Source organism: Dolichospermum sp. UHCC 0315A (assembly GCF_008121535.1).
Taxonomy (GTDB): domain Bacteria; phylum Cyanobacteriota; class Cyanobacteriia; order Cyanobacteriales; family Nostocaceae; genus Dolichospermum; species Dolichospermum lemmermannii.
The window spans coordinates 998,397-1,013,465 of record NZ_CP043056.1 but is presented as its reverse complement, the minus strand read 5'-3'; the positions used below and the strand labels follow the sequence as shown (position 1 = coordinate 1,013,465).

At 37.3% G+C, this 15,069-nt stretch carries 11 protein-coding genes, 1 tRNA gene and 2 pseudogenes; 3 read left to right on the top strand and 11 right to left on the bottom strand.

Annotated features, from left to right (window positions below; all coding sequences use genetic code 11):
* Positions 1-506: 506 nt before the first annotated feature.
* A pseudogene (locus tag BMF77_RS04740) lies at positions 507-698 on the bottom strand (PIN domain-containing protein); the annotation flags it as partial.
* A gap of 3 nt (positions 699-701) precedes the next feature.
* Positions 702-950 (bottom strand): plasmid stability protein, encoded by a 249-nt coding sequence (locus BMF77_RS04735; RefSeq protein WP_148761056.1) that lies wholly within the window; start codon positions 948-950, stop codon positions 702-704.
* A 416-nt stretch (positions 951-1,366) separates the two neighbouring features.
* Between BMF77_RS04735 and BMF77_RS04730 the strand changes: the two genes are divergently transcribed.
* The gene (locus tag BMF77_RS04730) at positions 1,367-1,768 is read left to right on the top strand and encodes a GxxExxY protein (RefSeq protein WP_148761054.1); all 402 of its coding nucleotides are present in this window, start codon (positions 1,367-1,369) and stop codon (positions 1,766-1,768) included.
* A gap of 1,260 nt (positions 1,769-3,028) precedes the next feature.
* Here BMF77_RS04730 and gcvP read toward each other — a convergent pair.
* Positions 3,029-5,923, bottom strand: a complete 2,895-nt coding sequence (gcvP, locus tag BMF77_RS04725; protein WP_148761052.1) for an aminomethyl-transferring glycine dehydrogenase — start codon at positions 5,921-5,923, stop codon at positions 3,029-3,031.
* A 132-nt stretch (positions 5,924-6,055) separates the two neighbouring features.
* Complete coding sequence (locus BMF77_RS04720) at positions 6,056-6,958, bottom strand: rhodanese-related sulfurtransferase (protein ID WP_148761050.1); 903 nt, start codon at positions 6,956-6,958, stop codon at positions 6,056-6,058.
* Positions 6,959-7,037: 79 nt separating this feature from the next.
* Here BMF77_RS04720 and BMF77_RS04715 point away from each other — a divergent pair.
* A tRNA-Ala gene (locus tag BMF77_RS04715) sits at positions 7,038-7,110 on the top strand.
* Positions 7,111-7,186: 76 nt separating this feature from the next.
* Here the strand turns inward: BMF77_RS04715 and BMF77_RS04710 are convergent.
* Positions 7,187-7,819, bottom strand: coding sequence for a DUF938 domain-containing protein (locus BMF77_RS04710; protein WP_148761048.1), 633 nt, complete (start codon positions 7,817-7,819; stop codon positions 7,187-7,189).
* 72 nt (positions 7,820-7,891) lie between these two features.
* Between BMF77_RS04710 and BMF77_RS04705 the strand changes: the two genes are divergently transcribed.
* On the top strand, positions 7,892-9,301 hold the full coding sequence (locus tag BMF77_RS04705) for a 1-acyl-sn-glycerol-3-phosphate acyltransferase (RefSeq protein ID WP_210422299.1): 1,410 nt from the start codon (positions 7,892-7,894) through the stop codon (positions 9,299-9,301).
* Positions 9,302-9,328: 27 nt separating this feature from the next.
* On the opposite strand, the gene BMF77_RS04700 is transcribed toward BMF77_RS04705, so the two are convergent.
* From BMF77_RS04700 to BMF77_RS04675, 6 genes and pseudogenes are all read right to left on the bottom strand, one after another.
* Positions 9,329-9,715 (bottom strand): type II toxin-antitoxin system VapC family toxin, encoded by a 387-nt coding sequence (locus BMF77_RS04700; protein WP_148761044.1) that lies wholly within the window; start codon positions 9,713-9,715, stop codon positions 9,329-9,331.
* Positions 9,712-9,951 carry a type II toxin-antitoxin system Phd/YefM family antitoxin gene (locus BMF77_RS04695; protein WP_148761042.1) on the bottom strand — a complete coding sequence of 80 codons (240 nt, stop codon included), beginning with the start codon at positions 9,949-9,951 and terminating at the stop codon, positions 9,712-9,714. The genes BMF77_RS04700 and BMF77_RS04695 overlap by 4 nt, the downstream gene beginning before the upstream one ends.
* Positions 9,952-9,991: 40 nt before the next feature.
* The gene (locus tag BMF77_RS04690) at positions 9,992-11,365 is read right to left on the bottom strand and encodes an HlyD family secretion protein (protein WP_148761039.1); all 1,374 of its coding nucleotides are present in this window, start codon (positions 11,363-11,365) and stop codon (positions 9,992-9,994) included.
* Positions 11,366-11,528: 163 nt separating this feature from the next.
* Positions 11,529-13,670, bottom strand: coding sequence for a peptidase domain-containing ABC transporter (locus BMF77_RS04685; protein ID WP_148761037.1), 2,142 nt, complete (start codon positions 13,668-13,670; stop codon positions 11,529-11,531).
* 194 nt (positions 13,671-13,864) lie between these two features.
* Positions 13,865-14,233, bottom strand: a complete 369-nt coding sequence (locus tag BMF77_RS04680; RefSeq protein ID WP_148761035.1) for a hypothetical protein — start codon at positions 14,231-14,233, stop codon at positions 13,865-13,867.
* 376 nt (positions 14,234-14,609) lie between these two features.
* A pseudogene (locus BMF77_RS04675) lies at positions 14,610-15,043 on the bottom strand (hypothetical protein).
* Positions 15,044-15,069 lie beyond the last annotated feature (26 nt).

The window sequence follows — 15,069 nt, the reverse complement described above, 5'->3', positions numbered from 1 at the left end:
TATGATTAATCAAAGTTTTTAATATTTGTTACTAAACTTTACTTATCTAGAGTATCATAACTGAAAATCCCCCCTAGGGGCATTTTGATTATACATAAATAACAACAAGATCCCCGACTTCTCTAAGAAGTCGGGGATCTGACTTTTGCAATACTATTGATAAATCACCAGATTAATCAAAGAAGTTGGGAGTCTTGTGATTAAACTATAAGTTATTTGTATGGGATTTTTGAAAAAAGGACTTTCTCAACTAATGGGAGTCTATTCTCATTATTATTGAGAATTTTATCAATATTTTAACGAGTTTTGGTGATTTCAGCTAGGGGGCTTGACAGAGTTTCGAGTTTTAGGTATGCTTATGATATGAGTGGAAAAGTGTGCGCTCATATATATAAATCGAGAAACAAAATATTATAGAGTTGTAAAATTTCAAACTCGAAATTTCATAAACGGGTAAATCGAGTCAGAAAGACATTTTCATCTTTTATAAGTGTCTGGAGATTTTGACGTGCAACTCCTGTTTTATCGCGTAAAAGTTTTCCTTCTGGAAGTAAAGCAATACCATAGAGAATTTCTGCTTGAGTAATTGTTGTAGTAAACAAACTCATTAAAGGTTGTGCTGCTACCCATTCACGAACTATTGCTGATTTTTGAGTTTTCATGAGTTCGGAAATGACGTTTGTATCAAGAATAATCATTTTCTAATCTGCAAATATTGACACTGTGCGAATCGCTTCTCTCTCTATTTCCGGTAATTCCAAATTTTCAAAATTGGCAAAACGGTTTTCAATTAGAGTTGCTAAATTGATAGGATTTTGATGATTTTCTGAGAGAACAAGACGGAGAATTTCTGTAATTTCTTGTTCTAGGGAATGTCCATGTTTTTCTGCTCGTTTTTGTAACTGATTTTGCAGATCATCATCAAGGTTAGAGATTGTGATATTAGTCATAATCAATTTAGAGTTAAAGGATATGTTTATTATACACTATCAATCTGATTTTTTTTGTCTGAATCAGGATATCCAGGATTAAAAGATTTTCAGGATGTTGTTGTTTATTTGATGTGGGGATTTTGAGGATTTTTTTGTCTGAATCAGGATGTCCAGGATTAAAGGATTTACAGGATGTTGTTGTTTGATTGTCTATGAGAAGTACAGATTTTAGGATGTTAGATAATAAATTATCCGTTAAATTATTTATTGTTATTTCTTGACTGTTGGTATAACTGTATTTTATAATATTCAAATATTCACAGACAATTCATCAATAACAATCCTGTAAATCCTAAAATCCTGGTTATCCTGATTCAGACAATTACAATTTCAGCATCCCACCAATAACCTACAAATAACAATCATGTAAATCCATGAACACATCTAATACCCAAAATCTAAAATTAGACGAAATTACATATATAATCAATGGATGTGCAATGAAAATACACCGAACTTTGGGAAATGGTTTTCAGGAGGTTATTTATCAAAGATGTATGGAAATTGAACTCAAAAAATCAGGTTTAGGTTTTGGAAGGGAGGTGGAACAAGTAATTTATTATGAGGGAATTGAAGTAGGAACAAGAAGGGCGGATTTTATAGTTGAAAATCAGGTTGTGGTGGAGTTGAAAGCGATAATTAATTTAGAAGATGTTCATTTAGCGCAAGCGAAAAATTATTTGGTAGCTTATAATTTTCCTGTGGGATTATTGATTAATTTTGGTGGGTTGAAGTTGGAATATAAGAAGGTTTTTAATCCTAGATTTCAGGGTTAATTTGTCTGAATCAGGATATCCAGGATTACGGGATTTTCAGGATGTGGTTGTTTATTTGACGTGGGGATTTTGAGGATTTTTTGTCTGAATCAGGATATCCAGGATTAAAGGATTTGCAGGATGTTGTTGTTGATTTGACGTGGGGATTTTGAGGATTTTTTTGTCTGAATCAGGATGTCCAGGATTAAAGGATTTGCAGGATGTTGTTGTTGATTTGACGTGGGGATTTTGAGGATTTTTTTGTCTGAATCAGGATAACCAGGATTAGAGGATTTTCAGGATGTAGTTGTTTGATTGTCTATAAAAAAATATAAAGATTTTGGAATGATAGATAAGTTATCAGTTAAATTATCCGCTGTTAATTCCTGACTACTACTGTAACTGTATTTTATAATCTTCAAATCTTCACAGACAATTTATCAATAACAATCCTGTAAATCCTAAAATCCTGGACATCCTGATTCAGACAATTACAATTTCAGCATCCCACCAATAACTTACAAATAACAATCCTGTACATCCTAAAATCCTGGATATCCTGATTCTGACAAAAAATATAAATCGGATATTTTCATTATGTTGGGTTTCCTTGTGTCAACCCAACCTACTAGCTAATTTTTCTAATGTATTCATAGTTATATATACCTTTGGTGAGGTTTATCTTTATTATACACTATTAATCTGAATTTTTTTGTCTGAATCAGGATAACCAGGATTAAAGGATTTTCAGGATGTTATTGTTTATTTGAAGTGGGGATTTTGAGGATTTTTTTGTCTGAATCAGGATGTCCAGGATTACGGGATTTTCAGGATGTTTTTGTTTGATTGTCTATGAGAAGTACAGATTTTAGGATGTTAGATAATAAATTATCCGTTAAATTATTTGTTGTTATTTGTTGACCGTTGGTGTAACTGTATTTTATAATATCTCAATATTCACAGACAATTCATCAATCACAATCCTGTAAATCCTAAAATCCTGGATATCCTGATTCTGACAATTACAAATAATGGAGGGTATTTTGCAGCTTATTTTTATGTTCGCATTGTTTTGTCTAATAGGTTCTTTATCTGGTGCTGTTCCTGCTGTTTTAGTACCTTATTTCTTTTGCGGTTCTTTAATAGTAATGTTTGTAACAGCAGGTAGGATCTCTAAGTAATCTACGTATTTATTTAGTAGGGTGCGTTAGCGTCAGCGTAACGCACCTTATTCACAATCAAAATGGTGCGTTACATTTCAATAACGCACCCTACAATTAACTAATTATAAGCCTCCATCGGTAAACAAGAACAAACAAAATTCCTATCCCCAAAAGCAGCATCTATCCTACCCACACTTGGCCAGAACTTATATTCCTTATTCCACAGTGCAGGATAAGCAGCTTGTTCACGGGAATAGGGATGATTCCACTCACCAACAATCAAACTTTCCGCAGTGTGAGGGGCATTTTTCAAAAGATTATCGTGAATATCCATTTTACCAGATTCAATTGCGGCAACTTCCTCACGAATCGCAATCAAAGCATCACAAAATCTATCTAATTCCTGTTTAGATTCACTTTCCGTTGGTTCTACCATAATTGTCCCCGCAACAGGCCAAGAAACAGTAGGTGCATGAAACCCATAATCCATTAACCGCTTCGCAACATCATCAATTTCAATCTGCGCTGATTTCTTCAAACTTCGCAAATCTAAAATACATTCATGTGCCACCAAACCATTTTTTCCCTGATACAAAACCGGATAATATGACTCTAATTTCTTAGCCATGTAATTAGCATTCAAAATGGCGATTTTGGTTGCTTGTGTCAACCCATCTGCACCCATCATGATAATATACATCCAGGAAATTACCAAAATACTCGCACTACCCCAAGGTGCAGCCGAAACAGCACCACTTGATTTTGGATTTTGGATTTTGGATTTTGGATTATTTTCCTGTATTGTCGTCACAAAATGTCCTGGTAAAAAGGGGACGAGGTGGGAAGCGACACCAATGGGACCCATACCGGGACCACCACCACCATGGGGAATACAGAAGGTTTTGTGTAAGTTCAAATGACAGACATCTGCACCAAAATCACCAGGACGACAAATACCCACTTGGGCATTCATATTAGCGCCGTCCATGTAAACTTGTCCACCGTGACTATGAATTACCGCACAAATTTCTTGAATTGCTTCTTCAAATACCCCATGAGTTGATGGATATGTCACCATTAAAGCTGATAATTCATGACTATGTTTTTCAGCTTTGGCTTTTAAATCTTCAACATCAATATTACCTTGTTCATCACAAGCAACTCCCACAACTTTCATTCCACACATTACCGCACTTGCAGGATTTGTACCGTGTGCTGATTGCGGAATTAAACAAATATTTCTGTGTCCTTCTCCGCGACTTTGATGATATTCATGAATTACCAACAGTCCCGCATATTCACCTTGAGAACCTGCATTTGGTTGTAAGGAAATTCCCGCAAAACCTGTGATTTCTCCTAACCATGCTTCTAGTTGTTGGAACAGGATTTGATAACCTCTAGTTTGAGAAATTGGCGCAAAAGGATGGATTTTCCCAAATTCTGCCCAAGTTACGGGAATCATTTCTGAAGTTGCGTTTAACTTCATGGTGCAAGAACCCAAGGGAATCATTGAAGTTGTTAATGATAAATCCTTGCTTTCTAGTTGATGTAAATAACGTAATAATTCCGTTTCTGAATGATAACGGTTAAAAACTGGGTGAGTGAGATATTTACTTGTCCGTGATAATTGAGAATGAGAAATTGCTAATTCTTCCACAGTAAAAGGTAATTCATCTTTCAATGCGAAAATTTGCCAAATATCAATTAAATCTGCTTCTGTGGTAGTTTCATCTAAGGAAATACCTACTGTGGAATTATCAAAAATTCTCAAGTTGATATTTCTCTCATTCGCAGCGTCGAGAATTGCTTCTAATTTGGTATTTCCTAATTCTACCCGCAAGGTATCAAAGAAGTTTTCCGAACTGATTTTATAACCTAACTTTTTCAATCCTGCGGCTAAAGTTGCGGTAAGTTGGTGGATATTTTGAGCGATCGCTCTCAGTCCGTCCGGTCCATGATAGACTGCATACATACTCGCCATCACTGCCAATAAAACCTGGGCTGTGCAGATATTACTGGTGGCTTTATCTCTGCGGATGTGCTGTTCACGGGTTTGCAACGCCAAACGTAAGGCAGGTTTACCATTCACATCTTTTGATACCCCCACAATGCGCCCTGGAACAAGTCGTTTATACTCTTCCTTCGTGGCAAAATAAGCAGCGTGTGGTCCCCCAAATCCCAAAGGAATACCGAAGCGTTGGGTACTGCCTACGGCAATATCAGCCCCTAATTCACCGGGGGGTGTGAGTAATAATAAGCTCAGAGGATCTGCGGCTACAGTCACCAATGCACCCTGAGCATGAGACTTTGTGATAAAATCGCAGTAATCGTAAATTGTCCCGTCGGTTGCGGGATATTGCAGAATCGCACCAAAGATAGTTTCGGAAAAATCAAAGGTTTGATGATCACCGATAATGATATTGATGCCTAAAGGTTTTGCGCGTGTTTGCAATACATCAATGGTTTGAGGATGACATTCACTAGAAACAAAATAGTTATGGGATTTGTTTTTGCACACACCATAACTCATACTCATGGCTTCTGCGGCTGCTGTCCCTTCATCAAGTAAAGAAGCGTTAGCAATTTCCAACCCCGTTAAGTCAATAATCATGGTTTGGAAATTTAACAACGCTTCCAAACGTCCTTGGGCAATTTCTGGCTGATAAGGGGTGTATGCTGTATACCAACCGGGATTTTCTAAGATGTTGCGTTGAATGACGGTAGGGGTAATACAGTCATAATATCCCATGCCGATAAATGAGCGATAAACTTGATTTTTATCCGCTATTTGCTTTAATTTTGCCAGTGCTGCATATTCGCTTTGTGCTGCTGGTAGATTTAGGGTTTGATGAAACCGAATTGCCTGTGGTACTGTTTTATCAATGAGATCATCAAGGTTGGAAAGACCTAATATATCAAGCATTTGCTGGATATCATCAGGGTTTGGTCCAATGTGTCTTTGTGTAAAGTTGCTCAATGTGCTGGTTTGAGTGCGCGGGGGATTAGCTACCACAAATCGTTCTCCAAGGAGTTCTGTATTAATATATTGTAATGATCACTTTTGGATATTAGGGTTTTTTCTAAATTTTGTTTCGCGCAAAGGGGCAAAGGAGCAAAGACGCAAAGGAAGAAAGAAATCTGAAGTTTAAGTATTGGTGGAATTTATTGATTGGTAATGTTTCCATTTTTGCTGTAGTCGCTTTCTTTTTTCTGGTGTTAGGGTATGGAAACAGTGGGGACAGGAAATATTTTTTTCATATTCTGGGGAGGTTTTATCTGTTTCGGAAATGGGATATCCACAAGCAAAGCATAATTCCTGATTTCCTGTTTCTAAGTTATGACTAACTGTGATTCTTTCATCAAAAATAAAACATTCTCCTTCCCATAAACTTTCTGTTTGGGGAATTTCTTCTAGATATTTGAGAATGCCTCCTTGGAGCTGATAAACTTCTTCAAAACCTTGAGAAAGTAAATAAGATGAGGCTTTTTCACAACGAATTCCTCCAGTACAAAACATGGCTACTTTTTGATGTTTTTTGGGATCAAGATGTTGTTGTACATATTCGGGAAAATCTCTAAATATTTGAGTTTGCGGATTTTCTGCTCCTTTGAAAGTCCCAATGGTGACTTCATAATCATTGCGGGTATCAATGACTGTGACTTCTGGGTTGGAAATTAAATCATTCCAATCTTCAGGTTTGACATAAGTTCCTACTTTTTCCGCAGGGTTCACTTCTGGTAATCCCAAAGTCACAATTTCTGGCTTTAACCGAATTTTCAACCGTTCAAATGGGGGAATTTCTGTGTAAGATTCTTTATGTTCTATATCTGCAAACCGTGAATCATTACGAAGAAAGGCTAAAACTGTGTCAATTTGCTGACGAGAACCAGCAATTGTGCCGTTAATTCCTTCCTGTGCTAGTAAGATAGTTCCTTTAATTCCTTCTGACTCACAAAAGGATAATAAGGCTGCTTGCAGTTCATTACAATCAGGTAGACTCACAAATTTATATAGTGCAGCAACAACTGTCTGATTTTCTTGGTTCATAGTCTTGCCAAATTAATAATAATAGTTTATGATAATGTGGTTATGTAAAATCAACCCTTTTTACATAAAAAACAGACTTGGGGGTTTAGCTCAGTTGGTAGAGCGCCTGCTTTGCAAGCAGGATGTCAGCGGTTCGAGTCCGCTAATCTCCATTAATTATACAAAAGAAAACAGATAAATTCCTTTGCGTCTTTGCTCCTTTGCCCCTTTGCGCGAAACACAATTCATCTATCTATGTTTAAATACTAGTGAAAAGTTATTTGCTGGCATGGGGTGAGTTTGGTGCAATGTCAGGTTTTGGGCTTCTGCGGCTTTTACTACATCTTCTAAATTACGCACTCCCCAATCTGGATTCTGTGCTTGTAAAGACTCATCAAAATCAGCGTTACTGGGTGCGGTATGTTCTCCATTTTGTTTATAGGGACCATATAAGTAGAGTATACCACCAGGTGGCAGAATCCGTCCAGCCCCTGCCATTAGTCCTAAACAGGCTGACCAAGGGGAAATATGAATCATGTTAATATTGACAATGGCAGAAATAGGTGGTTGTGGTATTATCTCTTTTTCCACAGGCCAAATTGGTGAACTTGCATCTAAATCTAGGGGTGGCTGCATGGCTTCACAGGGGAGAAATTCAGCCCACGCGCTAATACTAGCACGCAGTTCTGGGTTAGGGTCGGAAGGTAGCCATTGTCGAGGTGCGAGGTGGTAGGAGAAAAATGTAGCGTGTTCACCTGTGCCACTGGCTATTTCTAAAATAGTCCCATGTTGAGGCAATATTTGTAAAAGCAATTCTAGAATCGGTTCGCGGTTGCGCTGGGTTGCGGGGGCAAATTTTCGCTGGTCTGCGGGTGTGTTCATTATGATTATGATAATTAAATTAGCAGCGATTTCTCAATTTTAGCTTTTTTCGCCATATCACAGGAGAACAACTTGCCTAAATCTATTCATTCCACTCAACCTCCGCTTAAATTTATCCCTCAACAGCATAATCCCTTTATTGTGAAAATTGTATCTTGGTTTTTGCCTTTTATTTTGCGGGTGAGAACTAGACCTTGGCTACCTGCGGGTATTGTCAATATTGAAGCTAAAAATCCGGAAGTATTAGCCAAGTTATACCACGATTTTCAAGCAGGTAAGGTCAGATTTTTAATTGCTTTTCGTCACCCCGAAGTGGAAGATCCTTTATCTATGTTATACCTGTTATCACGGATTGTTCCCCAGGTGGCAAGAGAAAAAGGAATTAGTCTCAAATACCCTGTTCACAGTCATTTTATGTATGAACGGGGAATGACGTTATGGGCGGGAAATTGGTTAGGATGGTTATTTTCTCGACTTGGTGGTGTGCCAATTCGTAGGGGAAGACGCGTAGATAGAAATGCTATCCAAATGGCCAGGGAATTATTTGCTAATGCAGAAATGCCGATTGCGATCGCTCCTGAAGGTGGTACAAATGGACATAGTAGCATAGTTAGTCCTTTAGAACCTGGTGTGGCACAATTGGGTTTTTGGTGTGTGGAAGATCTAAAAAAGGCTAACCGCGAAGAACAGGTTTTTATTATTCCTATTGGTATTAAATATAGTTATGTTAATCCCCCTTGGCAAAAAATAGATCGGCTTTTATCTAAATTGGAAGCTGATAGCGGTTTACCTATAACGGAACTTAGTCAAACTGGAAAGGAACGGGAAGGAATTTTATATCAGCGGGTTTTGCGTTTAGCTGCATATCTAATTTCAGAAATGGAGGAATTTTATCACCGTTTCTATCATCAAGATTTTCCAGAAATTATCAGTTCAGAAGTTCCTATAAATGAAGTGTTAATTACTAGATTACACCGTTTGATGGACACTGCTTTGAAAATCACAGAAAAGTATTTTAATCTTCAGTCTCAAGGTAATTTTATTGATAGATGTCGTCGTTTAGAAGATGCTGGTTGGAATTATATTTATCGAGATGATATTGCCGATATTCCCAGTTTACCACCTTTCAAACGTGGTCTAGCTGATTGGATAGCCCAAGAAGCTGATTTAAAAATGCAGCACATGAGAATTGCTGAAAGTTTTGTGGCTGTTACTGCTAATTATATTCTCGAAAAGCCCACGCCGGAAAGATTTGCAGAAACGCTTTTATTAATGTTTGATATGTTGTCTCGCATTCAGGATTCTACTTTACCAGGAAGGCCACGTTTAGGTTTAAAACAATCCATGATTTTTGTTGGTGAACCGATTAATGTGAATACAAGATGGGAAGGTTGTCAGGGGAATAAACAAGCTTTGCGTAAGGGTGTTAGTGAGTTGACGCAGGATTTACAAGTGATGTTGGAGGGGTTGATTAAGGATTAAGTTCTACGCTCCAGGCACATCACTGCATCAATATAAAACGTTGACAGAGTAGGCACGAATGGCAGTGTCTACAGTTACAATTGTTAAATTGTGTTGTAAGGCTTGACAAATCAAAATCCTATCAAAAGGATCACGATGTAATAATGGCAAATTTAAGAGTTGAGCAACACTTTCCTCATCTAAAGTTAGAGTATTAATAAGGTGTTTTTGACGCTGTTTGGGAAGATAAATTTCAGGAGATTCTGGTAAAGGTAATTTTCCCAATTGATATTTAACAGTTACTTCCCAGACAGAAACACAACTTAAATATACGTCGTTGTTTAAATCCCGAATGCTATTCTGTAAATAAGTTGGTAATCTTTGATCACCAGTAATGAACCATAAGAAAATATGCGTATCCAATAATAGTTTCATTTAGCCTCGAAACTATTCAAAATATCTTCAGGTAAAGGAGCATCAAAATCATCTGGAACGGTAAATTCTCCAGCACACAAACCATAAGGTCTGATTTTTTGAGAAGTAGGAGAAACTGGTTTAATTTCTGCAATTGGCTGACCTGCTTGCATGATAATAATACTCTCCCCTGCTGCTACTTGGTGAAGATAGCTAATTAGATTTTGTTGAATTTCATCAATTGTTAGGGTTAGCATCAAATTATTTTGAGATGAACTAATCTACTTTATTATATAATCACAAATCTGCAATTAACCTAGCCTTTCTCAAGAAAAATTTCAGTACGGTTTCCTCGCGGGAAACAATATCAACTCTACCTTCCATTCCCAATTGAATGTGACAGGGATTTTTCCCTTTACCTAAAACCAAAGTTTCTGGTTTAATAGTCACCTCATAAAAGGCATTTGGGGAAGTTGCTTTTGGACTAGTATTAGGACGAGAACTCGCCTCATTTGTGCTATTTTGTCGGGGAGTAATAGCGTCTGGAGAAATCGCCTCCACTTTGCCATTGAGAGTACCATAATCCGGGTAAGGACAAGCACTAACTCGCATTTGGACTGGTTGACCTATTTTGAGCTTACTTTTCGCTTCAGATGGCACTGCTGCCTTAATAATCTGATTAACATTGTTAGGGACAATCTGCAATATCTCCTCCCCAGGACGCACCGTTTGACCAGAATTACGCAAGTTGATTTGAGAAATAATACCATCAGCCGTAGCCGTAATGGTAGTTTGATTTAGTTCAGTTTCCACTTGTTTTAGTTCGCTGGTATCACGTTCTAGCTGTTTTTCAGCTTCCATGCGTTGCTTAATCATCGCTTGATATTCTTTCTCTAACGCCGCTTTGTTACTTTCACCAGCAGCTTGCTCTTGGGCTATGCGCTCATTAGCAATTTTAACTTCAGCATTACTGGGATTTAAGGCAGCTTTAGCACGTTGCTTTTTAGCGATCGCCGCAGATAGTGCTTGTTCTTGCTGTTTTGTAGCTAACTGTGCTTCCTCTAATTGATTCTTAGACAATGCTTCCGCTAGACTCTCATATCGCTTTTGCTTTAACTTCGCTACATTCAAAGCTGCCTCAGTAGAATGGAGATTAGCATCAGCTTCTTCAAGTTCAGAAACAGTGGTAATTTGTTTATCGTGATATTGCCGTTGGCGATCGCTTAATCCGGCTTTGGCAGCATTAACAATCCGATTAACTTTATCAGTTTCGGCTCTAATTTGACTGTCAAGAATTTGCATTTGAGCATGAATTTGTAATATTTGCAATTTACCTTGCTGAATATTAGTTTGCAGTTGATTTTTTTTAGTTTGCAAACGAGAGTCATCAATAATAGCAATCTGATCTCCTGTTTTCACAACTTGATTTTCTTTGACATAAATCTGCATAACTTTACCTTCAGTTGCAGCCTGAACAATTCGCAATTCTCCAGATGGACGTACAACCCCCTGTCCTTGGATTGTCACCTTATATTTAGCAACTGCGGCTACAGGAATAGCTAGTCCGAGAACGCAGAGAATAAACATACCGCCAAAGGTAGTCCAACGAGCAATTGGCGGCAGGAATTCATCTGTTTGAATAGGGGGTAAAAAGTCATTTTTGCTAGTCATGGTTACTCCAAAATTTACAATGTATGCAGAGCAGCAAAATTCTCGTTCCCATACTCTGTATGGGAATGAATTCTAGAAGGCTCTGCCTTCCTTCAATAACATTAGAGGCAGAGCCTCTGCGATAGCATTCCCAGTCAGAGACTGGGAACGAGTTATATAATCCTTAATCTAAAAAGTCTAAATGTTCGCCAGGAATTTTAGATAAATCTGCTGGTGTGCCTTGGACTTTTAACCGTCCTTGTTCTAAAAATACAATCCAATCTGCACACTGGATTACCTTGGGACGGTGACTAATTAAAATAGTGGTTTTACCCTGACGATATTCTAAAAGCCTCTTGAGTATTTGGGCTTCACTCACTGGGTCAAGTGCGCCCGTAGACTCATCTAAAATCAACAGAGGTGGGTTAGTAACTATGGCTCTAGCGATCGCTAATCTTTGTTTTTGTCCTCCCGAAAGATTAGCTCCAAATTCTCCTAAAACAGTTTGATATTTATCAGGTAATTCACTAATAAATTCATCTGTTCCAGTAATTTGACAAGCTTTAACAATTTCCTCAAAACTGATGTGAGGATAGCTAAAATGGAAATTGTCAATAATAGAACGACTCCAAAAATGTGGTTCTTGAGGAATTAAAATTACCTGTTGTCGGAGACATTCCAAAGATATATCCTGTTGATTATAAAGTCCATAACGAATATTTCCTGACTGTGATTGATATAAACCAGTCATTAATTTTGATAGGGTACTTTTACCACAACCAGATTTACCAATTAAAGCAATGACCTGACCACCAGGAATAGTTACAGAAAAATCTTGCAATAAATCAACTCTACCCGTGTGGTGAAAATTTATTTCTGTGCAAGTAATCTCTGCATTAGCAGGAATTTCTACCCACTGTTTTTTTAGATCATTTTCATCTTCTGGAGTTGCATCAATAACTTCTGTTAGCCGTTGAATAACTATTTGCGAAGTAATAAATTCATCTACTAAGCCAATGACAGAACTTAAAAAGCCGAGAAGATTACTACTCATGCCGTTATAAGCCATCAATTGTCCAATTGTTAAAGTCCGATTAATTACTAAATAACTACCAATCCAGAGAATACCAATATTAATAAATGTCGAAAGAATACTTGTAACTGTACTGCTATAAAGTCCTAGCTGCATAGTAGTCCAGGACAAGTTAGCCAAACGACCAAAATTTCCTTGATATTCTTCCCAGGCTTGGGGTGTAGCTTGGGTAGTTTTTAAGACTTGTACTCCTCGAAATGTTTCGACCAAAAAGCCTTGATTTTCTGTCCCAGAAACAATCATATTGCGGGTTTTCTGTCGCAGTGCTGGTAAAAAAAGCAAGTTAACACCCGTAATTATGATAAATGCAACTATAGAAGCTAGAGTTAACTCCCAAGTATAAAAGAGCATAAAACCCAAGGAGACAACAGCAATAAAAAATTGACTGGGTAATCCCAAAACAATCTGAGAAACTAAATTATTGATAGCATGAACATCTGCAATGCGGCTGACAACTTCCCCGCTACGTCGTCCTTCAAAATAAGATAGGGGTAAGTGTAAGAGTTTGCGCCCATATTCTAGGATTAATCCTAATTGCAATCTTTGTCCGAAATGACCAATTAGGTGGGATTGGACGAAACTAATGGCGCTTTTAATTAAGTTCATGGCGATAACGCCAATAGCGACGGTAGTTAATAGTTGGGTATCTCCACGCACTAGAACATCATCCGTAAGTAGCTGCATCATGAAGGGAGATGCCAGGGAAAGTAGTCCAATAGCGATATTTAGGGAAATGGCTTGGGCTATAATAAAGCGATAGGGATAAATCCGTTGCAGATAACGACCAAAACCAGCAATTTTATCTGATTCTTGTTGATAAAAGCGGCTTTCATCTGGAAGCAGCAGCAACATCACCCCATTATTCCAACCTGTAATTAATTCTTGGTGAGTCAAGTAACGAATACCAACGCTGGGATCGCCAATGACATATTTATTACCCTTCTGCCCATATAATACTACCCAGTGGTAGCCTTTCCAGTGAATAATCGCAGGGAGAGGGGTTTGATCTAATTGATTGATGAGTTGAGGAGAGGCTTTAACTTGTCTAGTATGGAATCCCAGGGCTTCTGCACCCCGTCGTAATCCTAACAAAGTAGTTCCTCTCGCCCCAGTACCAACAGCTTCGCGCACTCGATTGAGGGTAAATGTGCGTCCGTAGTGTTGGGAAATTGTGGCTAAAGCGGCTGCACCACAATCTTCTTCACTGTGTTGAAGGACTATTTTGTATTTCATTTTCTGGCGTGATTTTTGAGGAGAAAATATAGTCAAATAAATTGACTGTATTGAATATTGAAGGAGAATTTACACAGAGAGATTAGTTAACTTGAGATTGAGGTGAATAATTTAGGATCACTATAGGAAGGTTTTGAATTTATTAAAAAACCCTGATTCAGATCCCTGACTTCTTGAAATCTGATTAGTTTAATCTATCTAAATACTCGATAAAGATCAAGATCATAGGGATTACCAGGAGTGTAGTTATTGTCTTGAAATTCATATATTTGCCCATCACGCAAATCCATAGTTCTAAACTCCTTAAACTGATTTCGACCATCAGTATCAAATCTAATTATTCCTTTGGGAGCAGTATATATCCATGCTTCATTAGGTCGAATTGTGTATAGATTACCATCCAAATTATGAGTTATGGTGTATCTTGTTTTGTTTCTAATGGTAAACACCTCATAACCACCAGAAATTATTTCCGCAGCTTGTTCGTCAATTTCTTGAACCAAACCAAAATTCTGCAAGATACTTTGGTTGTTTAACAGGGCTTTTTCTGCTGTGATAGCCATTTGATTTTCTCCTAAAAGTTGGTGTTTAGGAAATACGCGCAATATTTACAACCTTGATGTCATAGAATAGAAAACTACCAGCCCCCACATAGTAGTCGTTCTTGCAAAGTGGACATAAAGGTAAAAAGCAAAGGTTTTATTTTGAGGGGATATTATTCACTCCTCTATTTTCAGTATATGAGGAAAAGAATATTTTTCAAGATGAATTAGACAATTTTTATTTTTCTTTTGTTTTTCGATTTATTGTGATAGATTCTGAATTGTTCTATCGTGATTAGCTGATTTTTGATGAAAAAACTGTTTTAAAAAATACCGTTTTTGATATTTTCCTTGAGTTTTAATCTAAAATATCCGGTATAAATGCAATATCTCTTATTTATGCTTCAGTTTTTTCACGACCATTTCTTTCACGTTTGAGACTTTCTTCTAAAGCCTCGATTTGTTCCCGACGGGCTTCTAATTCTAAACTACGACGGGCTAAATCAAGATTTAGCAAGGTTAAACTTTGCTGCCAATTCTCTATTTTTACCGCTTCTTGTTTGAGAAATTCAGGAGTAATTCCCGTAGAAATATAGATTTGTACTAGATTAATTACCCAATCAGTAGCATCTTCAATTGTTTCAATTTCACCTGTAGGAGATAGTTTACTAAGACTAATAAGTTATTACTTGTAGCATGACCTTTGCCTCAAAGAATTAAACTTTCTTCCGAAATTGTTAACCAAAAGTTCTGTGATTCTTGTCGTGCTAATAAACGTAATTGATATTGATATAAAAAATCATTTTTATGTACTCGTGCAAGATATAACATAATTTTTAGGTAATAGGTAATAGGTA

Excerpts from the sequence above, each read along its gene's own strand:
- BMF77_RS04685 (WP_148761037.1), bottom strand. The coding sequence starts at position 13,670 with ATGAAATACAAAATAGTCCTTCAACACAGTGAAGAAGATTGTGGTGCA.
- BMF77_RS04680 (WP_148761035.1), bottom strand. The coding sequence starts at position 14,233 with ATGGCTATCACAGCAGAAAAAGCCCTGTTAAACAACCAAAGTATCTTG.
- BMF77_RS04690 (WP_148761039.1), bottom strand. The coding sequence starts at position 11,365 with ATGACTAGCAAAAATGACTTTTTACCCCCTATTCAAACAGATGAATTC.
- BMF77_RS04700 (WP_148761044.1), bottom strand. The coding sequence starts at position 9,715 with ATGAAACTATTATTGGATACGCATATTTTCTTATGGTTCATTACTGGT.
- BMF77_RS04730 (WP_148761054.1), top strand. The coding sequence starts at position 1,367 with ATGAACACATCTAATACCCAAAATCTAAAATTAGACGAAATTACATAT.
- BMF77_RS04695 (WP_148761042.1), bottom strand. The coding sequence starts at position 9,951 with ATGCTAACCCTAACAATTGATGAAATTCAACAAAATCTAATTAGCTAT.
- BMF77_RS04720 (WP_148761050.1), bottom strand. The coding sequence starts at position 6,958 with ATGAACCAAGAAAATCAGACAGTTGTTGCTGCACTATATAAATTTGTG.
- BMF77_RS04710 (WP_148761048.1), bottom strand. The coding sequence starts at position 7,819 with ATGAACACACCCGCAGACCAGCGAAAATTTGCCCCCGCAACCCAGCGC.
- BMF77_RS04735 (WP_148761056.1), bottom strand. The coding sequence starts at position 950 with ATGACTAATATCACAATCTCTAACCTTGATGATGATCTGCAAAATCAG.